Source organism: Dyadobacter soli (genome assembly GCF_900101885.1).
In the GTDB taxonomy this organism is placed as follows: domain Bacteria; phylum Bacteroidota; class Bacteroidia; order Cytophagales; family Spirosomataceae; genus Dyadobacter; species Dyadobacter soli.
This window is the reverse complement of record NZ_FNAN01000014.1, coordinates 18,992-42,651: the sequence shown is the minus strand read 5'-3', so window position 1 is coordinate 42,651 and position 23,660 is coordinate 18,992. Positions and strand designations below refer to the sequence as shown.

The 23,660-nt window shown below is 48.5% G+C and carries 21 protein-coding genes; 8 read left to right on the top strand and 13 right to left on the bottom strand.

Annotation, left to right across the window (positions count from 1 at the left end; genetic code table 11):
- Window positions 1-13: 13 nt before the first annotated feature.
- The 4 genes from BLQ88_RS22800 to prfB all read right to left on the bottom strand — a co-directional run bounded on the left by BLQ88_RS22800 (window position 14) and on the right by prfB (window position 2,565).
- Window positions 14-796 carry an alpha/beta hydrolase gene (locus tag BLQ88_RS22800; RefSeq protein ID WP_090154797.1) on the bottom strand — a complete coding sequence of 261 codons (783 nt, stop codon included), beginning with the start codon at window positions 794-796 and terminating at the stop codon, window positions 14-16.
- Between the two features lies 1 nt (window position 797).
- Entirely contained in the window at window positions 798-1,181 is a 384-nt protein-coding gene (locus tag BLQ88_RS22795; RefSeq protein WP_090154795.1) for a type II toxin-antitoxin system VapC family toxin, read from the bottom strand.
- Window positions 1,181-1,390 (bottom strand): type II toxin-antitoxin system VapB family antitoxin, encoded by a 210-nt coding sequence (vapB, locus tag BLQ88_RS22790; RefSeq protein ID WP_090155127.1) that lies wholly within the window; start codon window positions 1,388-1,390, stop codon window positions 1,181-1,183. The genes BLQ88_RS22795 and vapB overlap by 1 nt, the downstream gene beginning before the upstream one ends.
- A 100-nt stretch (window positions 1,391-1,490) precedes the next feature.
- Window positions 1,491-2,565 (bottom strand): peptide chain release factor 2 gene (gene prfB / locus BLQ88_RS22785; protein WP_143016912.1). Its coding sequence is split into 2 segments (ribosomal slippage): window positions 1,491-2,504 and window positions 2,506-2,565, totalling 1,074 coding nucleotides; the frame shifts between segments, so codons are not numbered across the junction.
- A gap of 319 nt (window positions 2,566-2,884) precedes the next feature.
- Between prfB and lpdA the strand changes: the two genes are divergently transcribed.
- Window positions 2,885-4,282, top strand: coding sequence for a dihydrolipoyl dehydrogenase (gene lpdA, locus BLQ88_RS22780; RefSeq protein ID WP_090154793.1), 1,398 nt, complete (start codon window positions 2,885-2,887; stop codon window positions 4,280-4,282).
- A gap of 174 nt (window positions 4,283-4,456) precedes the next feature.
- On the opposite strand, the gene BLQ88_RS22775 is transcribed toward lpdA, so the two are convergent.
- The gene (locus BLQ88_RS22775; protein ID WP_090154791.1) at window positions 4,457-5,452 is read right to left on the bottom strand and encodes a polysaccharide deacetylase family protein; all 996 of its coding nucleotides are present in this window, start codon (window positions 5,450-5,452) and stop codon (window positions 4,457-4,459) included.
- 87 nt (window positions 5,453-5,539) lie between these two features.
- Entirely contained in the window at window positions 5,540-7,276 is a 1,737-nt protein-coding gene (locus BLQ88_RS22770; RefSeq protein WP_090154789.1) for a DUF4153 domain-containing protein, read from the bottom strand.
- 138 nt (window positions 7,277-7,414) lie between these two features.
- Here BLQ88_RS22770 and BLQ88_RS22765 point away from each other — a divergent pair, with 138 nt between their 5' ends.
- Window positions 7,415-8,395 (top strand): DUF6268 family outer membrane beta-barrel protein, encoded by a 981-nt coding sequence (locus BLQ88_RS22765; protein ID WP_090154787.1) that lies wholly within the window; start codon window positions 7,415-7,417, stop codon window positions 8,393-8,395.
- Here BLQ88_RS22765 and BLQ88_RS22760 read toward each other — a convergent pair whose 3' ends face one another.
- The 3 genes from BLQ88_RS22760 to BLQ88_RS22750 are packed head-to-tail and all read right to left on the bottom strand — an operon-like array spanning window position 8,396 to window position 11,097.
- Window positions 8,396-9,373: a bifunctional heptose 7-phosphate kinase/heptose 1-phosphate adenyltransferase gene (locus BLQ88_RS22760; RefSeq protein ID WP_090154785.1), complete on the bottom strand. Its 978-nt coding sequence runs from the start codon at window positions 9,371-9,373 to the stop codon at window positions 8,396-8,398.
- 42 nt (window positions 9,374-9,415) lie between these two features.
- The gene (locus BLQ88_RS22755; protein ID WP_090154783.1) at window positions 9,416-9,844 is read right to left on the bottom strand and encodes a GNAT family N-acetyltransferase; all 429 of its coding nucleotides are present in this window, start codon (window positions 9,842-9,844) and stop codon (window positions 9,416-9,418) included.
- Complete coding sequence (locus tag BLQ88_RS22750) at window positions 9,841-11,097, bottom strand: bifunctional 3,4-dihydroxy-2-butanone-4-phosphate synthase/GTP cyclohydrolase II (RefSeq protein WP_090154782.1); 1,257 nt, start codon at window positions 11,095-11,097, stop codon at window positions 9,841-9,843. Before BLQ88_RS22750 ends, BLQ88_RS22755 begins: the two co-directional genes overlap by 4 nt.
- A 182-nt stretch (window positions 11,098-11,279) precedes the next feature.
- Between BLQ88_RS22750 and BLQ88_RS22745 the strand changes: the two genes are divergently transcribed.
- The 4 genes from BLQ88_RS22745 to BLQ88_RS22730 all read left to right on the top strand — a co-directional run bounded on the left by BLQ88_RS22745 (window position 11,280) and on the right by BLQ88_RS22730 (window position 16,792).
- Window positions 11,280-13,238 (top strand): T9SS type B sorting domain-containing protein, encoded by a 1,959-nt coding sequence (locus BLQ88_RS22745; protein ID WP_090154780.1) that lies wholly within the window; start codon window positions 11,280-11,282, stop codon window positions 13,236-13,238.
- 189 nt (window positions 13,239-13,427) lie between these two features.
- The gene (locus BLQ88_RS22740) at window positions 13,428-15,350 is read left to right on the top strand and encodes a T9SS type B sorting domain-containing protein (protein WP_090154778.1); all 1,923 of its coding nucleotides are present in this window, start codon (window positions 13,428-13,430) and stop codon (window positions 15,348-15,350) included.
- A 55-nt stretch (window positions 15,351-15,405) separates the two neighbouring features.
- Complete coding sequence (locus BLQ88_RS22735; RefSeq protein WP_176885075.1) at window positions 15,406-15,753, top strand: YbaB/EbfC family nucleoid-associated protein; 348 nt, start codon at window positions 15,406-15,408, stop codon at window positions 15,751-15,753.
- A gap of 10 nt (window positions 15,754-15,763) precedes the next feature.
- Window positions 15,764-16,792: a glycosyltransferase family 2 protein gene (locus BLQ88_RS22730; RefSeq protein WP_090154776.1), complete on the top strand. Its 1,029-nt coding sequence runs from the start codon at window positions 15,764-15,766 to the stop codon at window positions 16,790-16,792.
- On the opposite strand, the gene BLQ88_RS22725 is transcribed toward BLQ88_RS22730, so the two are convergent.
- Window positions 16,773-16,994 (bottom strand): PspC domain-containing protein, encoded by a 222-nt coding sequence (locus BLQ88_RS22725; RefSeq protein ID WP_090154774.1) that lies wholly within the window; start codon window positions 16,992-16,994, stop codon window positions 16,773-16,775. The two genes, BLQ88_RS22730 and BLQ88_RS22725, sit on opposite strands and share 20 nt — an antisense overlap.
- Window positions 16,995-17,346: 352 nt before the next feature.
- On the opposite strand from BLQ88_RS22725, the gene BLQ88_RS22720 reads away from it, so the two are divergent.
- On the top strand, window positions 17,347-17,541 hold the full coding sequence (locus BLQ88_RS22720) for a cold-shock protein (protein ID WP_015813455.1): 195 nt from the start codon (window positions 17,347-17,349) through the stop codon (window positions 17,539-17,541).
- Between the two features lie 63 nt (window positions 17,542-17,604).
- Here the strand turns inward: BLQ88_RS22720 and lysS are convergent, their stop codons facing one another.
- Window positions 17,605-19,320: a lysine--tRNA ligase gene (lysS, locus tag BLQ88_RS22715; RefSeq protein WP_090154772.1), complete on the bottom strand. Its 1,716-nt coding sequence runs from the start codon at window positions 19,318-19,320 to the stop codon at window positions 17,605-17,607.
- A 212-nt stretch (window positions 19,321-19,532) separates the two neighbouring features.
- Here lysS and BLQ88_RS22710 point away from each other — a divergent pair, with 212 nt between their 5' ends.
- Entirely contained in the window at window positions 19,533-22,028 is a 2,496-nt protein-coding gene (locus tag BLQ88_RS22710) for an AsmA family protein (protein ID WP_090154770.1), read from the top strand.
- A 3-nt stretch (window positions 22,029-22,031) separates the two neighbouring features.
- Here BLQ88_RS22710 and BLQ88_RS22705 read toward each other — a convergent pair whose 3' ends face one another.
- Together BLQ88_RS22705 and BLQ88_RS22700 are read right to left on the bottom strand one after the other, a co-directional pair.
- Window positions 22,032-22,742, bottom strand: coding sequence for a response regulator transcription factor (locus BLQ88_RS22705; RefSeq protein ID WP_090154769.1), 711 nt, complete (start codon window positions 22,740-22,742; stop codon window positions 22,032-22,034).
- An 87-nt stretch (window positions 22,743-22,829) separates the two neighbouring features.
- The gene (locus tag BLQ88_RS22700; protein ID WP_090154767.1) at window positions 22,830-23,639 is read right to left on the bottom strand and encodes a YjiK family protein; all 810 of its coding nucleotides are present in this window, start codon (window positions 23,637-23,639) and stop codon (window positions 22,830-22,832) included.
- Window positions 23,640-23,660: the final 21 nt, after the last annotated feature.

Below are 23,660 nucleotides of genomic sequence, written 5' to 3'. Positions count from 1 at the left end.
AGGTTTTCCCAATTTACTTAAATAAAGTGCAAATCCACGTAGCCGAGTGCTCGACCAGGCGGGTATGGCCGCTTTTTAGTTCAATGTATTGATTTTCGGGAAGTAATGCGGCTAGCGGTCGCACTGCTTTGGGTTTCAGCAAACTATCATAAACGCCTGCAAAAAGGTAAATCGTCACCCCGTTCGTTTTCGCCGTTTTAGCCAACTTAGGAATATCAAATCGCAGATCGCGGAATGCCACCCAGGATCGGTAAATGGTCTGGCGTTTCTCGGGCGTGTTCAAAACCTGCTGCGTAAATCTTACCAGGCTTTTACTCGCCAATTTCAAAGTCCGCGCTACACGTACACCCGGGAAAAACACCTCCGGATGCCGCATCAGCCATCCGTAGATCCATCGCGCAGGCGGAATGCGCGTCGCGAGCGCGTACATCGGGTGCTCGGATACCCCGTCAGGTGCGATCAGGAATGCATTATCGATACGCTCCGGAAATGCTTCCAGCGTAGCCAATGCAAAGCGCCCGCCAATGCTAAAACCGGTGACGTCGAAGCGGGTGATGTTGTTTTGAGTAAGAAAGGATTGAATGCTTTCCTTCCAGGCTGTTTTTGAGATTACTTCAAATGGCGCATTGCTGTTGTGGCCGTGAAACGGCAGGTCGAATGCGTAGATGGTGTAATGCGAACCGAGCGGTTTTAGAACTGGTGCAAAACATGAGGGGCCATCTTGCCCTATCCCGTGGAACGCGAGGAGAATGTTCGGGCCGGAGCCTAGTTTCGTGTATGGGGGAAGGAGGGTCAAATTACCAGCGGGTTATGATACCGTACGACGAGAAGTCAGAATCCCGGGTAAGGACTTCCAAATTCTCTTCAATACTTTGTGCGATGATAAGCCGGTCGAAGGGGTCTCGATGAAAAAAATCTAGTTTGCTTACCCGGAGCGCATGGGGAAGTTCGATGGGCAGTACAGTGATTTTGGTCTTAGATAAATCTAAAAGGAAGTCATCAAGCGATTTAGCAAGTACTATTTTTTCCAAACTCACTTTGATGGCAATCTCCCAGATAGAGGCAATGCTCACAAATTTTTGGCTGTCGGTTTCTTCAATTATACTTTTGGCTTTTTTCGATAAAGCCGCATTGCCTTGTAAAAACCAGATTAAAGTGTGTGTATCAAGAATGTATTTCATTACATATATTCTTTAAAATCATCTAACGGTTCGTCAAAATCGTCAGATACCATGACGAATGTGTCTTTCATCATTCCAAATTTTAACGGCTTTTTAGGTAAATCCGCTTCTGCACTTTTTTGAAGAAGAAAATCGATATAACTATCCAATTCTTCTCTCAGGTTTTCCGGTAATTCGGAGACCTTCTTTAATAGTTCGGTATCGCTCATAACCATTGCTTTATATGAAGTAAGTTACGACAAAACAAAAAGACCTCCAAACGCCCTGCTCATTGAAACAGGCCGTTTGAAAGGTCTTAACGTCAAGTTGTTACGCTTCCATCAAATACGCCTTGATGAACGCATTGATATCACCATTCAGCACCGCTTCGGTGTTCGAAGTCTGGTAATCGGTGCGGTGGTCTTTTACGCGGCGGTCGTCGAGGACGTAGCTGCGGATTTGCGAGCCCCATTCGATCTTGCGTTTCGAAGCTTCCACTTCGGCGCGGGCCGAGTTGCGCTTTTCAAGCTCGATCTGGTAGAGACGCGATTTCAGCAAGCGGATCGCCACCTCTTTGTTCATGAGCTGCGAACGTTCCTGCTGACAGGCGATGATGATTCCCGATGGCTTGTGGTGCAAACGTACCGCGGTTTCCACTTTGTTTACGTTCTGCCCACCGGCGCCGCCCGAGCGGTAAGTATCCCAGGTAATGTCGGCCAGATTGACCTCGATTTCGATGTTGTCGTCCGCGAGCGGGTAAACATACACGGAGGTAAATGACGTATGCCGGCGCGCATTCGAGTCGAATGGCGAAATGCGGACGAGGCGGTGTACGCCATTCTCCGATTTCAGGTTACCATAGGCATATTCGCCGTCGATTTCGAGCGTCACGGATTTTACTCCGGCCACGTCGCCATCCTGCAAATCCACCTGGCGGACCTTGTAACCATTCTTTTCCGCCCACATGATGTACATCCGCATGAGCATCGAAGCCCAGTCCTGCGACTCGGTACCACCCGCTCCCGCATTGATTTCGATCACGGCAGGCAGCTCGTCGCCTTCTTCGCCCATCATTTTCCTGAACTCGATTTCGTCCAGTTTGTCGGCGAGTTTTTTGCCTTCTTCGTCCACCTCTTCTTCGGTGGCTTCGTCGGCTTCATAAAATTCCCAAATTGTGTCGAGGTCGTCGCGCAGGCGGGCGAGTTCTTCATATCCGTTGGTCCAGAATTTCAGACCGCGGATTTCCCGCATCACCTTTTCCGCACGATTCGAATCGTTCCAGAATTCGGGTTGAACAGTCTGCTGTTCAAGTTGTCCTAGCTGTTGTTTACGGTTAGCGTAGTCAAAGATACCTCCCCAAAGCCTCTACACGGGCTTTCAAGTCTTTCAATTGCTCTGCAGTCATTGAATTTTTTGAATTTAAGTTTGAAAAAATGTTTTACTGTAATACAAACGGTTACGTTGTCACCCTGAGCGGACCGGGCCGCCGGGCGGTCGAAGGGTAAATGCGACATCGTACATGCCCTTCGGCTCCGCTCAGGGTGACACCTCTAATCAAATATTAACGTTTGCGTAAATCTAACAGACACAAAGGTAGAACAAAACATCAGAACGGTCTGTTTCACTTAAATAGGGCGCATCGCAGATGTAGGCATTCTGGCAAATCGTCTTAACTTTGCGTCAAAATTTTGTCAACCCATTTCGTACAATAAAAATACCGGAAAATGGCTCAAACATATGATGTGATTGTAATTGGTAGCGGCCCCGGGGGTTATCCCGCAGCCATTCGTGCTTCCCAATTAGGACTTAAAGTTGCTATTGTTGAAAAAGAAAGTTTAGGAGGAATTTGCCTTAACTGGGGCTGTATCCCAACCAAAGCGCTGTTGAAAAGTGCTCAGGTATTTGAATACATCAAGCATTCAAAAGATTACGGTATTAATGTAAGCGATTCTTCGGCGGATTTCGGTGCGGTGATCAATCGCAGCCGCGGCGTGGCCGATACAATGAGCAAAGGGGTGTCGTTCCTGATGAAAAAGAACAAGATCGACGTCATCATGGGTACCGGTAAGGTGAAAGGCCAGAAAACGGTTGAAGTAACTGACAAAGACGGCAAAAAAACGGATTACAGCGCTTCCAAAGGTGTAATCATCGCAACCGGCGCACGCGCACGCGAGTTGCCGAACATCAAACTCGACGGCGAGAAAATCATCGAATACCGCAAGGCGATGAGCCTCGAAAAGCAGCCTGCTTCCCTGCTGGTAATCGGTTCCGGCGCGATCGGAATGGAGTTTGCTTACGTCTATAACTCAATGGGAACCAAGGTTACCGTCGTGGAATTCCTCCCTAATCTGGTTCCGGTTGAAGACGAAGAGGTTTCAAAAGAGATCGCGAAGCAATACAAAAAGATCGGTATCGAAACTTTGGTCAACTCTTCGGTTGAGAAAGTGGATACCAGCGGCAAAGGCTGTAAAGTGACGGTTAAAACGCCGGATGGCGAGAAAACTTTCGAAGTGGATGTAGTGCTTTCGGCTGCGGGTATCGTTTCGAACATCGAAAATATCGGTCTGGAAGAAACAGGGATCAAAACCGAAAAAGGCAAAATCGTCGTAAACGAATGGTATGAAACCAGCGTTCCGGGCTTCTACGCCATCGGCGACTGCGTACCAGGCCAGGCATTGGCGCACGTGGCGACAGCCGAAGGTATCATCTGCGCTGAGAAAATTGCAGGTCACAAAACCGAAGCATTGGATTACGGCAACATTCCAGGCTGTACTTACTGTCAGCCTGAAATTGCATCCGTAGGTTTCACCGAGAAAAAAGCGAAAGAAGCCGGTTACGAAGTGAAAGTAGGTAAATTCCCATTCAAAGCTTCCGGTAAAGCGGTAGGAGCGGGCGTTACAGACGGTTTCGTAAAGGTAATCTTCGACGCGAAATACGGTGAATTCCTGGGCGCGCATATGATCGGTGCGAACGTAACGGAAATGATTGCTGAGGTGGTAGTAGCGCGCAAGCTCGAAACTACTTCGCACGAAATCCTCCGCGCCATCCACCCACACCCAACCATGTCGGAAGCACTGAAAGGCGCTACCGAAGCGGCTTATGGCGAGGCGATTGATTTGTAAGAAGGACCGCCGACCATGGACCATTGACCGCCGAGCGCGGATCTGTATCATCTGTCGGTTGATAATTATCCTATTTAATGCACAATGCCCGGGAGTTTTTCCGGGCATTGCTTGTTTTGCGGCCGAAAGCCGATACCAGCAAGCGATCGGCCGTCGGCCGTCAGCCGTCGGCGGTCATTTAACCTTCCCCCGCCGCTGCATCGCCTCCCGCCAGGTCGTCAGCACAATTCCTTCCTTCTCGATATACTTCCGCAATTCCGGATCGATCATGGCCAGGAAATCGCCTTCCCGGGTGGGCCAGGAGTCGGAGATGTGGGGGAAAACTTCGGTGTGGATGGTACAATGCATAATTACCATCGTGAGGCCGGGTTTGAGTTTGCCGATCGCTTCGATGTATTTGGCGGTTTTGTATTTCTGCAATGCTTTTTCCGACTTGTCGCCATTTTCGGGACCTTTCCAGCCGTAGCTGCTGTTTTCAAGGTCATCCAGCACGGGTAGTCCTGCCGCCCAGAGCTGTTTTCCTACTTTCTGCGTCATTTCAAATCTTTCCGCAATCATTTTTTCCTCGCCCTGAATGGCCGTGTTATGCCCGCCGGGGAACATGACCGGGATTTTTTCCTGCATTCCTACTTTCAAATACCGCTCCAAAAACTCCGGCGTCGCGAATAATGTGCCCATATGCGAGTCGAGGTGCGTAGGTTCGAAACCCATTGTGCGGGCGCGTTCCAGTTGCGCGCGGATTTCGGTCTCCACTTCGTCCGGCGAGGCATTCTTCACCACGTCCGCTACGCTCCGCCACAATGCGCCTTCCGTGTCCGTGAGGCCTTTCACATTGGTTTTGCCAGCCAGCGGCCCCCAGCGGTAGTCTTTCCATTCGGAAGTCATCGTCAAATGCAGGCCGGCGTCGATATCCTTGTTTTCTTTCCAGTAATGCACAAAACCCGGTACCCAGCCGCAAGGCATCATCACGCTCAGCGAATTGGCAACGCCCTCTCGAATGGCTTTAATAGCACCCTGATTGGATTCGTACGACATCCCCACATCATCGACATGGATAATGAGCACCTTTTTACCCTTGGGATAGCCGAGTTTTTCGGCGTAGGTGGGTTCTGTTTGAGCAAACAAATGCTGACAGGGCAGGAAGGCAAGCAGAAATAGCAGTTTTTTCATAAACAAAATCGTTACTGGATGATGCAGGAAATCTGACGACTATACATGATAAAAGCGATTTCGGACTATGCGCCGGTCACTCACAATCTACTTATATAACAGAACACCATACCCATAGTAACTACTGTTATCCGAGGAAAGCGACCGGAAGACCATTTTGTAGTCTCCATAGGTGAGCATAAGTGAATCCTGCGGTACGTCCTCTGCATGACTGCCGAACGAGGCCTGCAATGCGTTCACCCGATCCGCAATATTCCAGACGGTTACCTTCTTTTTATCGCGGTACAAGGTCCAGGTTTTTCCATAAGTCCCGATTTTGATCTCCACATGCCCGTCGCCAAGCAGCTTATCCTGATTGGCATCGACAAATAGCGCACGCTCGAATCCGCTAACCGATATTCCAACTGCATTTTTAGCAAGCAAGGGTGAGAAGTTGGTATAGTTTTCCGATTCCTCTTGTTTTTCGGATATCACAAACTTGTTTAATGTATTCTCCATCGTCAAATAATACTGGAAGTCGCTTTTGTCCTTCTCTTTAAATCCCGCGAAATAGGATTCCAGACCTGTCAGCTCTCTGCTTCGGAAAAACTGAATGATGGAAGCGAGCCGTTCCCGGTCATCTTTGGTTACGGTTTTACGTTGTGTGATCTGATTTTTTACATCCAGGACATGGTTTCTACTCAAAATCTCCCGGAACTGTTTCAGTTGGCTGTTTTTTGAAACAACAAATATGTTCCAGGGCCCGAGGGGCAACAGAAAGCAAAAAATAGACAATGTGACAGGAACCCACCGGATATCGTCGCGTCGCCCCGAAAGGAAGTAAAGCGCGATTCCGGCCAGCCAGCATGCGAGCAGACCAACAATGTAACGGTTTTCGGTAATCCCATAATCGTTGATACGGCGAAATATCCCTATAAAAAGTAGCACGATAAGCGGCAGCAATGCGAGATAGAATCGTCGGGCGAAAATGGACACCCAGCGTTCCTGCGAGCTCTTACGCAACGGGTAGAGGAGCAAGAGAGCGAAAATCCCCGCTACTGAAAATGCCAGGACAAGGTAGGCAATACGTCCCTCCGGTAACTGCCATTGCAGGACGATCTTTCCGACATAAGCATACAAAATAATCAAATAGACCACTTCCAATGGCAACAGCACATATTGCGTAAATACCTTCAGGCCATTGGGGTAACCGGAGATATCCTCCTCAGGCCTTGGAATTTTGCTCAGAAAAAAGATCGTATGAAAGAAGCAGGAGACGATCAGGAATAAGTCCATTTCGACAGCAAACGAATATTCGATTCCGAAAAGGTATTTGACTGTTTGAACGGCAATGAGAAGACCAATGTACAACGTGCCCGAGTACAAGGTTGCATTAAGGAATTGGAGGAAGAGCGTTTTGTTGAATTGCCAGAAGCCCTCCGTATCCCCACTGCCGATAAACGGTGCGTAGGAAACGAAGAGGTGAGCACCCAGAAGGAAAATAAGGAAACGGTAAGTTTCACTATTGTCGGGATTCTGATCCATGAGCATGTAGTAGCCTCCAAGGGCGGCGATGATCAGGGCAGCTAACCCGCGTCTGACATTTGGTTTCCAGGACCTCCATTCCCCCGCAAGCTGAATAGCCAGAAACAGTGGAAGTGCGAGCGCTGCCACAAAGCAGAACCTGGTTATTTCGTTCCGGTCGATCTTTTCGGAGAAAGGGGTTTCGGTGAGCCAAATCAGCAAAATGGTCTTTAAGAACGCTATCAGGGTTACCCAGCGGTAACGCATGATAGTATCCAGGAGGCTGTCGCTCAATGTTTTCAGAGAAGGAAATTTGATCATGGCAAGACAAGACTTTTTGAATAGGATTTGTAAATCAACGAAGTTTTTCTAAAAACTTGTCGAGGGCCGTAGCATACAATAGCCCCGGCATTTCCTCGTTATCTGCCAACATTTTAACGCTTCCCCCTGACTTCCTGCATGGCTAACCCGCGCTACCTGTTAACCTGTCTGCTACTGTGCGCAATCATCCCCGCGCAAGCACAGCATTTTTCATTAAGCCGCCTTTTTTACCCTAATCTGACGCTCAAAGCGGATTATGCGGTGCCTTCCAACCTTGACGGCACGCGGGATTACGGCGTTTCTAAGACTGGTTTTTTCGGGATAATCCCTTTGCAAAGCGAGGTGCAGCTCGGTTACAGCCTTCGGAAAAAGTTCGATTTGCGGGCTGTTCACACTGTTGCGATTGCGCAATACACGCAGATTCAACCCACCTTCGATGGTAAGAATGATCCAGCCAACGGCTATAAAACGTTATCGCTCGGTATCATCCGTTTGCAGGCCAGCATTAAGGACCGGCTTTGGGTGTATGGCGGTGGTTTGGGGATGACGGAAAGTAATGAGACGTTTTTCAGTCCGCAGCCTTTTTTCTGGGGTGGCGCGGCAAGAATGCACATTCTCGGGCTACGAACCCAGTTTATGTATGGTTCGGTGCTGGCTTACAATCAGAAGCTGCGTTTTATTCCCGTGTTTGGGGTAAATAAGGGATTAGGAAGGCATTGGCGCGTGTCCGCATTGCTGCCGTTTATGGTAAATGCGAACTACAAGGCTACCAAATGGTTCAATGTCGATTTCCTGGCTGGCCTGAATGGTTACAGCGGCGGGTTTCAGGTGCAGACGCCGGAGGAAAAAGCATTGCGACGCGAGAATTACCGGCAGATTAAAACCGGCGTTGCAGCTAATGTACATTTGTTTTCGGTGCTGAATGTATCGGTAGAAGCGGGTGTGACCACATTCCGGCAATTGCGCACATTCAATAGCGCCCGCGAAAACCTTACCTCGTACACGCCCGCAACCACGCCTTACATAGGCGCGAGCGTACGCTACATTACGAGCCGGTCGCGGTTGTCGTCCAGATTTACGCGGAGAATGGGTCTTGGAGAAGGGGGTATCAACTGGTAGCTACACCAGTTTTTGCGCTTCCGATTTCAGCAATGCCTTATCAATAGGCACCACACCAACCATTTCACACACCAGTCCGCCGCCGAGGTTTGAGATTGCAGCCACGCTTTTCGGCGGAAGGCCCAATGCCACGCAGCAGGCGGCAATGCTGATCACGGTGTCGCCAGCGCCGGAAACGTCGGCGATCTGGCGGATATGTGCCGGAAGTTTGTGGGTTTCTTCATGTAGATCAATAAAAACACCTCTTTCCGACAACGTGATCAATGCGCCTTTTGCTTGGAGCGTATCTTTCAAATGCTGGACAGTCGCTTTCAGCTCGTCGAGGTTATCCACATTGAATTCGATTTTCAGACCTTCACGAAGTTCTTTCAGGTTTGGTTTGAAAAGCGTGACGTGGTTATAGGCGAGGAAATTGCGCTTTTTGGGGTCCACGACGGTCGGTACATCGTGCTCGTTGGCGAATGCGGTGATTTCGGCGATGGATTCGGGCGTAATCACACCTTTGTCGTAATCCTCAAAAATAATGACCTGGCAGGAAGGGATGAGCTCCTTCGCTTTCGCGATCAGTTTTTCGGTTTCTGATTTGGAAACAGGCTTGTCGGTTTCGGTATCGATGCGCACAACTTGCTGGGATCCAGCTATAATGCGTTCTTTGATTGTGGTAATGCGGTCATCGCTGCGGATGAGGCCTTCGCAGTTCAATCCTTTTTCTTTCAGGCTGTTTTCGAGCAGATCTCCGGGAGCGTCGGTACCGATTACCGAGCAGATAATAGCTTCGGCACCAAGCGACTGTACATTCAGCAGCACATTGCCCGCGCCGCCCAGCCTATACTCCCTTTTTTGAACGTTGACTACCGGAACGGGTGCTTCCGGAGATATTCTTTCAACTTTTCCCCAAACATAGGAATCGAGCATTACATCGCCGATTACCAGTACACGAAGGGTATTAAATGCTTCAAAAACCTGATCGATTGTCATGTAGTTATGTGCTAAAATTGGCCGGCAACCTGCATTAAAAAATCAGACCCTGGCCACGAAATGCAGGCTGGTAACCTGAAATCTTTTATTGAGATAAAGCCGGTGTGCGTCCGTCCGGGTTGCATTTACGCCGGAATCGAGGTGGATTTCATTGAAATCTTCCTTGCGGGCGTATTCCGCGATCCAGTCGAGCAACATACCTGCGTAACCCTTGCCACGCTGCGTCGGTAAAGTCGAAAGATCGTCGATGTAGATGTATTTTCCACGAAAAAGATTGTAACCGGTTTCAAAAACGGCTACTGCGGCGGCATCGGGGCTGCCATCTTCGATGAAAACGATTTGCCGGTTGTCGGCGAGGGTTTGCTTTACGGCATCGGTGTAAATGTCGTCGGTCAGCAATGGCCGCAGCGCCTGGATGGCGCCGCGGCATTTGAGGATATCAGCGTCGTTTTGGACGGTTTGAATCGTCATAATCCTTTGCTATGGCCTACGATGGTCGACAGATTGCTCAGGTTGTGGCCCATTTTGTCACGTTTCGTGAGCAAGTATTTCTCATTGTACGGATTGGCCGGGATTTCAATACCTACCGAATCCACGATTTCAAGGCCGTAACCGATCAGCCCGGCGCGTTTCTTCGGATTATTGGTAATGAGCTTGATTTTGGTCAGTTCCAGGTCGCGGAGGATTTGCGCACCTACGCCGTAGTCGCGATCGTCCATCGGGAAGCCCAGTTCCAGGTTTGCCTCCACGGTATCGCGGCCCATTTCCTGTAATTTATAGGCTCTCAGTTTATTCAAAAGGCCAATTCCGCGGCCTTCCTGGTTCATATATACGATAACACCTTTGCCGGCTTGGTCTACCATCTCCATTGCGGCGTGCAGCTGAGGACCGCAGTCGCAGCGGCAGGAGCCGAAAATATCGCCCGTCACGCATGACGAGTGTACGCGCACGAGGACAGGCTCGTCCTTCTCCCAGGTTCCTTTCACCAATGCAAGATGCAGGTCGCCGGTATTGATCTGGCGGTAGGCGATCAAGTCGAAATGGCCGAATTTCGTCGGCATATCCACCCCGATTTCGCGCTTGATCAGCGATTCTTCCCGCAGACGGTATTCGATCAGGTCTTTGATGCTGACGAGTTTCAGGTTGAAGCGGTTAGCGATTTCGCGCAGCTGAGGCAGGCGTGCCATCGAACCATCTTCATTCAGAATTTCTACCAAAACACCTGCCGGAGAAAGTCCTGCCAGACGTGGAAAGTCGATCGCAGCTTCGGTATGGCCTGTGCGGCGAAGCACGCCGCCTCTCTTGGCTTTCAGCGGGAAAATATGTCCGGGGCGGCCCAGGTCAGTAGGTTTGGTGTCTTTGCTGACAAGCGCCTGAATGGTTTTAGAACGGTCGCTCGCCGAGATCCCCGTCGTGCAGCCATGCCCGAGCAAGTCAACTGAAACGGTGAATGCAGTTTCGTGCAGGGCGGTATTGTTGCCCACCATCATTTCGAGTTCGAGTTCGGCGCAGCGCTCTTCGGTAATGGGTACGCAGATGAGCCCGCGGCCTTCCCTCGCCATAAAATTGACTATTTCCGGCGTTACCAGCTCCGCAGCGCAGATAAAATCACCTTCGTTTTCACGGTCTTCGTCATCGACAACGATGATAAGCTCACCTCTTTTGATTGCTTCAATGGCATCTTCGATAGAGTCCAGCGCAATCGGGTTCGAATTGTTACTCATTAATCGGGTTAATGAAAAAATAGTTTTAAACTAAAACTCGTTTTTACTCTGCAAAGGTACGTTGATAATGTCGAAAGTTCTATTTTTGAACGTCCGTTACAAATTGAACAAAGGATTTGCATGATCCGTTTCACCGGACCCAACCCGCACCAGTGCGCCTCGCGGAACCTACTTTACTCAATATGAAACACAAGCTACTGATCATATTTCTTTTAGGCATTTTTTCGCTTGTTATTCAAGAAGTTTCAGGTCAGGGCACACAGAGCTTTTGCGGGACTACCGGGGCATTTATAGTAGAACCCGAAACCGGCTGCGCGCCGATGAAGGTTAACCTCACAAACCAGATGACGAATGCGGAAAGTGTAACGTATTCCTACAATTTCGATCGGAAAAGCACAGAACCGCCCAAAGAAGCAGACCGCTCCTACGAATTAACCTACACTTACAACAATCCCGGAACTTACACGATCCTTCAATATGGCAGTATCAAGGACGTTGGCGGGTTCACTTTGTGCAAGGATGTTACCGTAAAGGAAACGCGCGGTCCTCAGGCAGAGCTGATCGCCTGTACAAACGGCAAAGTTCGGGTTACGCTGGGGGACGATGCCATTACGAAAGCATATGATGTAGTGACGATCAATTGGGGGGAAGGAAGCCCGCAGCAGGTCAATCTCAAAACAAATACTGCTCCGTTTTTCGAACATACCTACGCATCGGCGGGTAATCTCCCTGCCATTACCTTGAAAGGTTCTTATACCAGCGCCTTGTGCAATGCAGAGGCTAACACGACCACTTTGAAGGCCAGCGCGGCCCAGTCACTTGCCAGTATCCGCGTCAGAGTCGTCGAAATGATGGCGGACGGACATGCTACGGTTACCTATGACGGCATGGAGGGCATCGAAACCAAGTTGTTCATCGCCAAAGGAGACGAGGCGTTTACTTTTACCAACAAAAGCGGGAAAACCGGCGGTGTTCAGTCGGCATCGGTATCGCAGCTCGATCCAAAGGCCGTATATCGCTTCCAGCTCCGGTCGACGGATATTTGCGGGAACGTGATCGAAAGCCCCGTCGTGAGCACCATCGCAGTGAAGCAAGGAAGCTTGTCGGCGGACGAAATCCTTTCTCTGGAATGGGAGAACCAGCCGAATACCAATGGCATGGTGGAATACCAGCTGATGCGGAATGGTACCGTGATTTTTAACACGCCGGACAGGCTTTCATATGAAGATACGGACGTGAAATGCGGCAACACTTATGAATATAAAATCGTCGGGATCGTCGAAAACGATGTTCGTTCTTATTCCGCGCCTATTAGCCTTGAACCAAAAACTGACGTGCCAGGCGACATTACCAACGCGCTGGTGACCGTCAACGACGCCAATACGATCAGCACCAAAGTGGAGCTTTCGGGTGTGGGGCTTACGAGTGAATACAACCTGATTGTGGAACGTGCCTTGCTGGGCAGCACGAATTTCGAACTCGTTTCGCCTGCTAACAATCAGAGCTTGCAGTGGGACGATACCAATGTAAATACATCGCAGAGTTCTTATTGCTATCGTTTTCAATATGAGAATGCATGTAAAATGAAATCACCGTCGTTCAGCACGCCGGTTTGCTCTATTTTGCTGACTACCAGTACACCCGACATTGTATGGAACCCGGATGCGCCGTTTATCAGCACAGTCGGAAACTATACTTTGCAGCAGGTAGACGAGGCCGGGAATCTGGCGAATGAAACGCCTAAAGGCCTTTCCACCAATCACACATTGGATCTCGCTTCCCAATCCGACTTCGGTTACCGGATAGAGGCCAAATCTGCCGATGGAAACTTTACGAGCTTGTCCAACCTGCTGAATTTCAGAAGCGAGGCGATCCTCCTCATTCCCGACGCATTCACCCCGAACGGCGACGCTTACAACGAGCGTTTCGAAGTAAAAGCTTATTTCGTGAAGGATTTCAGCATGTCAATTTTCAGCCGCTGGGGTGAGGTGATTTATCACTCCGACGATATCGCCGAAGGCTGGGACGGCAACTTCAAAACCGGCAAAGCGCCGGGCGGTTATTACCTTTACAAGATCGAGGCGACGAATGCTACCGGGGAGAAGGTTGTGAAAAATGGTAGCTTTCTGTTAATAAGATAGGATTTTTCTAATACGACCCTTCCTCGGATAATACTTTTTTAATATCTCCGTTTAATAGTTACGCTTAATTGCCACCCCTAAATAGCTTATTTTTGCTATCGCGTTTTTGAATTCGTTACGATTCCTCGAAACACATCTGGTTTATCTATCGTCTTTGAAAAAAGGTCAGGGTTAAATATTGCCACACTTATGAGAATAAAACTACTATCCTTCTCTTTCTTACTTACATTTTCAAGCCTTGTTTCGTACGGTCAGGGGCTGTGCGGTATCGGTGGTGGCGGGTTCACAATTAATACCATCGAAGGTTGCGCGCCGCTCTACGTTGAATTTAAAAGTACTGTCCCAAATGCCAGCTTTGTGGGCTATGACGTAGCCTATAATGGGAGTTCCACACCTAATGTTGTAAGGAATAGGGTGAGCTATACCTATCCCGTTGCGGCAACAGCGACGATATTGCAATACGGTGTTACGGCTGGTGGAGCGGAGTTCTCATCTTGTAAGACTGTCAAAATATATGAGTCCAGGGGTATAACATCGCAATATTCTTCCTGCGGAGGCGGTAAGGTTGTTTTAGTTCTTAACGAAAACAACATTATGAAAGCCTATGATGAAATTGAAATAAAATGGGGTGATGGGGCAACTACCACGTGGCAAAAAGGTAATTCTTTTACTTTGGAACACAACTATGCAAGTGTGGCCACTAGCCCTACTGTGATGATCACAGGAGTGTATACCGGCGGGAAGGCTTGTAGCAGAGGCACGACGATAGAGGTACCGATCAAATTTGAACGTCCTCAGCTTAACGAAATACAGATGAGCGCGGTGGAAATGCGTAATGACGGGACGATTCGGCTTACTTACAAGGGAGTTGCAGGCATTCCGACCAACATTCAATACAGTTCCGATGGCTCAACTTATGTCACCTCAGGACGCCGTGTCAGCGGAGGAACACAGCCCTATGAGATCAAAGGCATGAATATTGGGCAGATTTACAAAGTGAGATTGTCATCGGAAGACCTTTGCGCCGGAAGTACCGAAACGTTGCCGATAAGCACAATGACGCTGTCTGTAACAGCTAACGATGGAAGCAATAACCTTAAATGGAGCCAATATCCGGATGCTTCACAGTTTGAAGGTTATGATCTCCTTCGCGACGGAACGGTAGTTAAAAGTTTCAATGCTATTGGTGAAATAACTTACACGGATGATGAAGTAGAATGCGGCACATTTGTAGAGTATCAGATAGTTGCAAAATTGAAGACGGCCACTTCCACCTCTGCTGCCGTTGGCATAAAAGTAGAAACTGGTAGTGCCAAACCGCTCAATGGGGGATCGGTTTCAGTGCTGGATGCATCTAGCGTAGTTATTAAAGCGGATGTCCCTGGCGCAGGACCGAATACGTCCTACGAGTTGTCCATCGAGCGTGCGGAAGCGGGCTCGACGTTATTTAAGAAAATCATCACCCTTTACAACGAAAGCGAATACACAGATAATGCCGCAAAAACGAGCGAGTTGTCTTATTGTTATCGTATGAGCTACGAAAACTCTTGTGGACAAAAGGTACCCGCATCGGCGCCGGTTTGCACAATACTGCTCAGTAAAAACCTTACCACATTAAACTGGACGGGGGAAACACCGATCCTGGGAGGTGTCGAAGAATATACCGTTGTGAAAACGGGTTCGGCCGGATCGGCGGAGGACATTCCCGTGGAGAAGAATACGAGCTATACCGTAAAGCTTAACAATCAGAGTGATCTGGAATATAACTTCCTTGTGAAAGCGGTTTCGCAGGACGGAGATTTCGAAAGTTTATCCAACATCATCAACTATCGCAGGAATGCGGGCGTTTTCATTCCCGACGCATTCACGCCAAATGGCGACGGCTTCAACGATATCCTGGAAGCGAAATCGGAACAGTTGCAGTCATTTAATATGTCGGTCATGAACCGTTGGGGCGTGGTTGTTTTCCACTCGGACGACATTGCCAAGGGCTGGGACGGGACGTTCGAGGGGACCAGTGCACCTGTGGGTTACTACTATTACAAGATGACTTTCGTCGACGACATCAATCAAACTGTTGAAAAAAGCGGTACTTTTATGCTTTTACGGTGAGGAACTATTTCCGTAAAATAAGTTTTTAAGGATTTTAAACTTAATATGTACAGCTATGTTTGGTAATATGGCGGATATGATGGGCCTCATGGGCAAAATGAAGGACCTTCAATCCCGTATGAAAGAAGCACAGGAGCAGCTCGTTCACATCACCGAAACCGCGGAATCGGGTGGAGGAATGGTGAAAGCTACGGTGGATGGAAAGAGAAAGCTGCTTACCCTGGACATTGATAAGGACATCATCAATTCCGACGATAGGGAGATGCTGCAAGATCTCATTGTAGCGGCGGTTAACAAAGCCAATGAGAATATCGAATCCAAAATTCAACAACATCTGCAGAAGGCAACGGATGGAGTGCTTCCCAATATTCCAGGGCTGGATTTGGGCGGTTTTATGAAATAACCGAACACCAATGACTCCCTCTGTTGCGATTGTAATCCTGAATTATAACGGTCAGCATTATCTCGAAAAATTCCTTCCAAAAGTCATCGAACATTCCGGTAGCCATGCTATCTGGATCGCTGATAATGCTTCGACAGACCATTCGCTCGAATGGCTGAATACGCATTACCCGGAGTTGAACACGCTCACAATCAACGAGAACAAGGGTTACGCGGGAGGTTATAACGATGCATTGCGCCGCATTCAGGCCGATTATTACATTCTGCTCAACTCGGATATAGAAGTTACCGAAAACTGGATCGCTCCGGTGATTGCATTCATGGAATCGGACCCGCTTATTGCGGCTTGCCAGCCCAAAATACGCGCATATGACCTGCCTACACACTTCGAGTACGCGGGCGCGGCGGGCGGATACATGGATTACCTCGGCTACCCCTTCTGCCGCGGGCGCATTTTCGATACGCGGGAAGAGGATTTAGGCCAGTACGACGACGAGAAGGATGTTTTCTGGGCCACAGGCGCATGCTTGTTCGTACGGTCGTCGGCATTCCATGCGGCGGCGGGCTTCGATGAATCGTTTTTCGCGCACATGGAGGAAATCGATCTTTGCTGGCGGCTGCTCAACATGCGTTACCGCATTACCTACTGCGGCAAATCGACGGTTTACCACGTCGGCGGCGGAACTTTGCACAAATCGAACCCGAAGAAGACATTCCTGAATTACCGCAACAACCTGATCATGCTTTACAAAAACCTGCCGAAAGGCCGCAGGTGGAAAACGGTGTTCATCAGGCTCGTGCTCGACGGTATTTCAAGTGTGCGGTTTATGGCCACCGGTGCCTGGCCCGACGTTTTGGCCATTATCAGGGCACATTTTGCATTTTACGCAATGATCCCTGGCCTAACGCGCAAAATACCGCGCACCCGGTACAGGGCGCCGCTCTATTACAGAAGTGTCGTTTGGGAATATTTTGTGCTTGGGAAACACAAATTCGGCAAGCTTACCGGCATCGAACCGATCAAAGCTCCCAGATTGTAGGGCTGTTGTGCTTGCGCCAATGCTGGTGCAATTCCATCCAGAATGCCAGTACCAGGTACAGGATAATAGGTGACCCGAAGGTCATGAAAGTGGCATAAATAAAGTATTTCCGGATGCTGCTAGCCGGGAAATTGAGCTTTTCTCCCAATTCCGCACAAACTCCAAATATTTGGTTCTCAACGAAATACCTAAACTTGTTCATACCAGTTTTGTGATAATAGCCTCATAATTAGCGATTTTCGCCGGAATATGCAATTCTGCTGTGTGAAATTTGCTTTAAATGAGCCAAAAAGGCAAAATACCGCTTGCTCGTTAAATTTTCAAATTCTTTAATCAAATAAATTGTTTTACAAACAATTTTTGTTTCTTTGTGATTGAAGATTTTGTAAGTACTTCATTATAATCAAGATGTCTTCGGGAAAATTTCCAAAATTTCTTTTGCTAATGCGTTGAGCCTCCCTCAATTATTTGGTAGAGCCATTTCGACTTTTAACTGAAACGCCTACATATCTTCTGTATTTTCACCTTATTTCAATTTTTTTATTTCAACTATTATGCCAACAGGTACTGTAAAATTTTTCAATGAAGCTAAGGGATACGGCTTCATCGTGGAAGACGACACAAAAAAGGACATTTTTGTCCATGTGACAGGATTGGGAGGACTTACTATCCGTGAAAATGACCAAGTAGAATACGAAGTCGTTGAAGGAAAAAAAGGACTTAACGCTGTGCAGGTAAAAAAGATATAACTGTATTTTTTTTGCAAGAGAAATTAAAAATGCCGCTCACTAGCGGCATTTTTAATTTAAAGACTATCCCACCCAGGACTTCACATCGTCCAGCTGCGGCATTTTTTCATCTATTTTGAGCTTTTTCCGCATTCCGCCCAGATCGTTGAAGATCTTATTCGGATTTGCACTTTTCAGTTGCTCGATCGTCAGGATATTCATTTTTTGCAAGGCCGGAACCCACACCGCCGGTACGCCCGCGGTCACGTAATCCGATTCTTTCGCCATCTCCGCTTTTTTCTCCGGACGCATTTGCGGGAAGAAAATTACTTCCTGTATACTCGCATTGTCGGTAAGCAGCATGGTAAGGCGGTCGATACCGATACCGATACCCGCGGTAGGCGGCATACCGTATTCCAGCGAGCGGATAAAGTCGTCGTCCATCTCCATCGCCTCGTCGTCGCCTTTTTCTTTCAGGCGAAGCTGGTCTTCGAAACGCTCCTTCTGCTCGATCGGGTCGTTAAGCTCGGAGTAGGCATTGGCTACCTCGCGTCCATTGACAAACAGCTCGAAACGCTCCACCATGCCTTTTTTGGTACGGTGTTTCTTGGTCAGCGGCGACATTTCCACCGGGTGATCGATGATAAAAGTAGGCTGGATAATGTTCGACTCCACTTTCTCCCCGAAAATTTCGTCGATCAGCTTGCCTTTACCCATGCTTTCGTTCACTTCCATTCCCCACGCGCGGCATTGCTCGCGGATCGCCACTTCGTCCAGCGCTTCTACGTCGAGGCCGGTATATTGCTTGATCGCGTCGGTAATGCTCAATCTCGGGTAAGGGCCGGCGAAATCCAGCTCCACACCGCCGAATACCGCTTTGGTAGTGCCATTCACGGCAACCGCCACTTTTTCGAGCACATCCTCCGTCATTTTCATCATCCAGAGGTAATCCTTGTAAGCCACGTAAAGCTCCACGGTTGTGAACTCCGGGTTGTGGGTACGGTCCATTCCTTCATTGCGGAACAGTTTACCAAACTCATAAACCCCTTCAAAACCACCTACAATGAGGCGTTTCAAATGCAGCTCCGTCGCTATGCGCAGGTACAGGCCCAGGTCGAGCGCATTGTGGTGCGTCGTGAACGGGCGTGCGGCCGCGCCCCCGTGAATGGATTGCAGCACCGGTGTTTCCACTTCCAGCCAGTTATTGGCATCGAAATAGGAGCGCATGGTGGTGATAATGCGGGCACGTTTAATGAAAATGTCGCGAACTTCCGGGTTCACGATCAGGTCCACGTAACGCTGGCGGTAACGCAGCTCGGGGTCGGTGAAGCCGTCATGGACATTGCCATCTTCGTCGCGTTTCACGACCGGCAATGGGCGCAGCGATTTGTTGAGGATCTTGAACTCCTGCACGTGCACGGAGATTTCACCGGTTTGCGTGGTGAAAACAAAGCCCTGCACGGCGATAATGTCACCGATATCGAGCAGTTTCTTGAAAACGGTGTTATATAATGTCTTGTCTTCGCCCGGGCAAAGATCATCGCGGCGGAAGTACAGCTGCACACGCCCGGTGGCATCCTGGAACTCGGCAAATGCGGCGCTACCCATAATGCGGAAGCCCATCAGCCGACCGGCCATCGTCACGTTTTTATAGTCGATCTTGTTGTTTTCGTAGTTTTTAAGAATGTCGGCCGCGTAGGCATTCACGACAAATTCTTCCGCAGGATAAGGCTCAATGCCCATTCGCATGAGTTCCTCGCGTTTTTGACGGCGCAGTATTTCCTGTTCGCTCAGTAGCATCTTACAGCAATGGATTGGTAAATGGAAGTAGGTATTCCAAAAGAGTGCGCAAAACTACTACATTTTGCGCTGAATAGCGAGTGAAGTGGCCGTTAAGATACTGTAATGGCCGATAGGACATTATTTCTGGCACGCTATTAATGTCTTCCTTATATTGTAAAACGGAGCGATCTGTTCCTCTTTCATCAACAGCGCTAAAACCTCTTCGTTTCATGTTTCAAAAAGTCTTAAAAATCACTGGTATCGTCGCCCTGGTTCTTGCATTATTGTTCGGGGCTGTCGAATTCTGGGTTTATAAGAACAGGGAAAAGCTTTTCAGAAGCGCCCAGGAGCTGATCAACGAAAACCTGAATGGCAATCTTGAAATAGGGGATTTTAAATTCCGGCCATTCTACGGAGGGTTGGGGCTGAACTTCACATTATACGACTTAAAACTGACCGATACACTCTATAACGTGCATCATAAACCGTTTCTTCAAGCGGCCCAAATGCATGTTGCGCTGGATCTCAAACGCGTTTTTTCAGGAAATATACAGGTCAAAAACCTGGTACTGGAAGACGGGGGACTCAAAATGTTCGTGCAGAAGAACGGTTATTCCAACGCTTCTATTTTCAAATCCGACGGGCAAAAGAAGGACAAGTCTCAAAAAAAGAACCCAAACGATATCATTAGCAAACTGGGCAATGTCCGTTTCATCAACTTTGCCCTTTCGTATTCCGATTCGGTAAAGGAAAAATATTATGGTGCGCTGTTCCATGACGCCACCAATATCATCGAGCGCACCGATTCCAGTACGAATGCCAGCTTCACCGGCTCGGTACTTTTCAACGGATTGACATTTAAAATAGATAAAGGAAGTTTTTTGAAGAATCAGGAAACCACGCTTGCCCTGGCGCTGGGGTACGACGACGATGAGAAAAAACTGAAAATCTATCCATCCATTCTCGAAAGTGCTACCCATAATAAGATCGGGATCAATGGCGTGTTCGATTTTTCGGATACGATAAAAGTATTCAATCTCAATTTCGAAGCGAAAGGCATTGCTGTAAAAGACGCATTGCCGCTGCTGAATGATCGATTACAAAAGCAGATCGATTCGATAGGAGTGCAGACCAATGTGGATACGCAGGTAAAAGTGGCAGGTATATTGGGCCGGCCGGGCCTAAAACCGCAGGTGGATGTGCATTTTGAAACGGATACTTTCCGATACAACCTGCCTGTGGGTGTGTTACGAAAAATGAAAGCTTCAGGGACTTTCACGAACCGTGCCGACACGACCAAGCTCGCGGACGTCTTCAATTCCCGACTGATAGCGCCGAAAATCACCGGCTTTTTTGAAACCATTCCTTTTGCATTCAAGCTCGTAGTCAATAACTTCCGCAATCCCAGAGCGGATATCGACGGCCGCATCGAAGCCGATTCTACCAATATGGGCTCGCTCCTCGACCCGGCACGTTACCGCTTCAAAAACGGCACCGCGCGAATCGACTTTCATTTCAGCGGTAATCTGAGGAAGTTTTACAATCCGCAGAAGGACAATTTCGATGGCAAGGTCACTGGAAAGGTTATGCTCCGGAATATTGCCATGGATTACCTGCCGCAGCGGGTGAGGATCAGCAAGGTCAACGGAGATCTTACATTCAATGAAAAAGTGATGGTGCTGCCGAACCTTCGTTTTCACGACGGCCAGAATATGCTCTATGTGCGCGGAACGCTGCTCGACCTGATACCCTATCTTTTCGGTTCACCCAAGCCGTTACGTGCAAACGTCGACATTAACATTCCGGAATGGCAACTGAACTGGCTTGAAACACTGCTTGCGGCCCGGGGTACTGCCAAGCCGAAACCCCGAAACTCCTTGAAATTATCGGAGTTGCTCGACAATGCGATCGACAAAATGGAGATCACGGCGAAACTCGACGCGAAACAGGTGAAATACCGGCATTTTACGGGACGGGATGTGAAAGGCCAGCTGACAATCAGCAACAATGCGGTAAGTATTGAGTATTTCCAGTTGAAAGCATTCGGAAAAGGGCAGGTGCGGATTTCGGGAGAAATGGATAATGATGGTAAAATGCCGCATATGGCCGTCCGTGGAAAGATCACGAACGCGGATGTGCATTCCGTGTTCTATTCGTTCGACGATTTTGGCCAGAAAACGCTCACCCACCAGAACCTGAAAGGTATTCTCAATACCGATTTCAATTTTGAATCGACACTCAATAACAGTGTGAAACTCGTGCCGTCAAGCATGAAAGGCTTGCTGAGGATCGACCTGGCGAATGCTTACATTATCAATTTTGAGCCGTTTATGAAGATGAAAAAGCTGATTTTCAAAAGACGGAACTTCGAACGCGTCAAGTTTGCCCCAATCCGGAACGATTTCCGGCTAACCGGGCAGGAGGTGGAGATAGCGCCGATGGAAATCGAATCCAACGTGCTTACGCTTTACATCGACGGCATTTACAGTTTTGGAAATAAAACGGACATTAACATCCAAATCCCGCTCAGTAACCTCAAAAAGCGCGATTCGACCTACGTTCTGGATCCCAATAACCCCGAGAAAAAAGAAGGCTCGAAGATTTTCCTCCGGGCTGTGGATGAAAATGGAGAGGTTAATATCAAACTTGCCTTCCGCAGAAAGAAGAAGGACAAGTCGAAGGACGATGAATCCGAGGTCAAAAAGCTGGAAGATATCGAGCGGTGACGGTTACTCCCGCTCGTTACTGAACATATAGCCTACGCCTTTCAAAGTTTTGATATAGCTGTCGCCGAGCTTCTCGCGCAGTTTGCGGATGTGTACGTCAACGGTCCTTTCGAGTACATAAATGTCTGCTCCCCAGATCTTTTGCAAAAGCTCATCGCGGCTGAAAACCTTGTTGGGCGTTTGCGCGAGGAAGAACAGCAATTCAAATTCCTTTTTAGGCAAAACAGTCGATTTTTCGGCGCCTTGCGTCACCGTATAGTTCTTCCGGTTGATCGACAGGTCAAGAATTTCAATCGTATCACCCGACTCCGCTTTCTGTGCTTCACGACGGAACAATGCATTAATACGGCTCATCAAAGCACGCGGCTTGATGGGCTTGGTAATGTAATCGTCGGCACCCACTTCAAACGCAGCTACTTCCGAATATTCTTCGGAACGTGCCGTCAGAAAAAGAATGTAGGTGTTTTTGATATCGGGATTCTGGCGAAGGATCCTGCCGGTTTCGATGCCGTCGAGTTGCGGCATCATAATGTCGAGGAGGATAAGATCGGGTACGAATACCTTGGCAATGTCGATGGCTTTCTTCCCGTTGGAAGCAGTCAATACCGAATAGCCTTCCTTGGTTAAGTTATATTCTAGCAATTCAACAATATCGGAATCGTCGTCAACTACCAGTACTTTCGGAGCCGAATTTGCAGATTTAGCAGTGCTCATTGTTTTGAGGATTAAAACACGATTCGAAATTAGCAGATGTGATGTTCACATTACATGAGGAAATCTATTGTTAACAGAAACATAACATCAGCGAAAAGTAGTTCGATAGATGCCGCCTTGCTCATTGGTAATCAGCATATCGGTATTGTTCAAAAATTCGATAGCCTCGGTTTGCTTCCTTGAAAAGCGGAAACAACCCTTTGGTTTACTGAAATCGATGTTGTCACCGGCAGTTTCGAAGAGTAACACTTTCCCATAAGTCAGCAAGGCGAACGTTTTACCGTCCGGACTGATGGCGGCCGACGTAACCTGGGCATCGATGCGTATGCTGTCGGAAGCCGCGAGGATATGATTACCCGTTTCCGCGGGCATCCGGTACATTTTCACCCATTTATTTTTGCCCCAGTTTTTGGAAAAAAGATACAAACTTCCCTGATGATAAAAAAAGGACTCGCAGTCTGTCGGGGCCGACTGGTAGCCAAATGTGATTCGCTCGCTGCTGTTTTGTTCGGGATTGAAGCGGTAAATGTCGAATTTGTTGCGGTGGGAAGTATTATTGCCGAAATCACCAATGTAAATATTGCCATTGTCGTCTTGCGCAAGGTCTTCCCAATCGACGTTTTTGGCATTCGGAACGGCTTTTGTATCGCGCAATTTGCCGCTAAGGTCGAAGAGGTAGAGTTCCGGTTTGCCGCCGCTGTCGTTGTGTGTCCAGAATGTGCCGGGCTGCGTGCCTTTTGCCAGTCCCGAACTTTCCGACGCTACCGCCGGAAGCTTTCCTATTTTACTATTTTTGTAATGCGCTTTAACTTTCTTAAAATCATTGGTTCTGTGATCGGGCTGACAGGTACAGAACACCGTTTTGACCGCTAACCACAGATATATCAACTTGTTCATGAATTCAACGTTGCGTCCTCT

Bases quoted from the DNA above. Each gene is read 5' to 3' on its own strand.
- lysS (WP_090154772.1), bottom strand. From the start codon at position 19,320: ATGCTACTGAGCGAACAGGAAATACTGCGCCGTCAAAAACGCGAGGAA.
- BLQ88_RS22760 (WP_090154785.1), bottom strand. From the start codon at position 9,373: ATGACAATCGATCAGGTTTTTGAAGCATTTAATACCCTTCGTGTACTG.
- BLQ88_RS22755 (WP_090154783.1), bottom strand. From the start codon at position 9,844: ATGACGATTCAAACCGTCCAAAACGACGCTGATATCCTCAAATGCCGC.
- BLQ88_RS22765 (WP_090154787.1), top strand. From the start codon at position 7,415: ATGGCTAACCCGCGCTACCTGTTAACCTGTCTGCTACTGTGCGCAATC.
- BLQ88_RS22710 (WP_090154770.1), top strand. From the start codon at position 19,533: ATGTTTCAAAAAGTCTTAAAAATCACTGGTATCGTCGCCCTGGTTCTT.
- BLQ88_RS22775 (WP_090154791.1), bottom strand. From the start codon at position 5,452: ATGAAAAAACTGCTATTTCTGCTTGCCTTCCTGCCCTGTCAGCATTTG.
- BLQ88_RS22705 (WP_090154769.1), bottom strand. From the start codon at position 22,742: ATGAGCACTGCTAAATCTGCAAATTCGGCTCCGAAAGTACTGGTAGTT.
- BLQ88_RS22700 (WP_090154767.1), bottom strand. From the start codon at position 23,639: ATGAACAAGTTGATATATCTGTGGTTAGCGGTCAAAACGGTGTTCTGT.
- vapB (WP_090155127.1), bottom strand. From the start codon at position 1,390: ATGAGCGATACCGAACTATTAAAGAAGGTCTCCGAATTACCGGAAAAC.
- BLQ88_RS22750 (WP_090154782.1), bottom strand. From the start codon at position 11,097: ATGAGTAACAATTCGAACCCGATTGCGCTGGACTCTATCGAAGATGCC.
- BLQ88_RS22770 (WP_090154789.1), bottom strand. From the start codon at position 7,276: ATGATCAAATTTCCTTCTCTGAAAACATTGAGCGACAGCCTCCTGGAT.
- BLQ88_RS22725 (WP_090154774.1), bottom strand. From the start codon at position 16,994: ATGAACAAGTTTAGGTATTTCGTTGAGAACCAAATATTTGGAGTTTGT.
- BLQ88_RS22730 (WP_090154776.1), top strand. From the start codon at position 15,764: ATGACTCCCTCTGTTGCGATTGTAATCCTGAATTATAACGGTCAGCAT.
- BLQ88_RS22720 (WP_015813455.1), top strand. From the start codon at position 17,347: ATGCCAACAGGTACTGTAAAATTTTTCAATGAAGCTAAGGGATACGGC.
- BLQ88_RS22745 (WP_090154780.1), top strand. From the start codon at position 11,280: ATGAAACACAAGCTACTGATCATATTTCTTTTAGGCATTTTTTCGCTT.
- BLQ88_RS22740 (WP_090154778.1), top strand. From the start codon at position 13,428: ATGAGAATAAAACTACTATCCTTCTCTTTCTTACTTACATTTTCAAGC.
- BLQ88_RS22795 (WP_090154795.1), bottom strand. From the start codon at position 1,181: ATGAAATACATTCTTGATACACACACTTTAATCTGGTTTTTACAAGGC.
- lpdA (WP_090154793.1), top strand. From the start codon at position 2,885: ATGGCTCAAACATATGATGTGATTGTAATTGGTAGCGGCCCCGGGGGT.
- BLQ88_RS22735 (WP_176885075.1), top strand. From the start codon at position 15,406: ATGTTTGGTAATATGGCGGATATGATGGGCCTCATGGGCAAAATGAAG.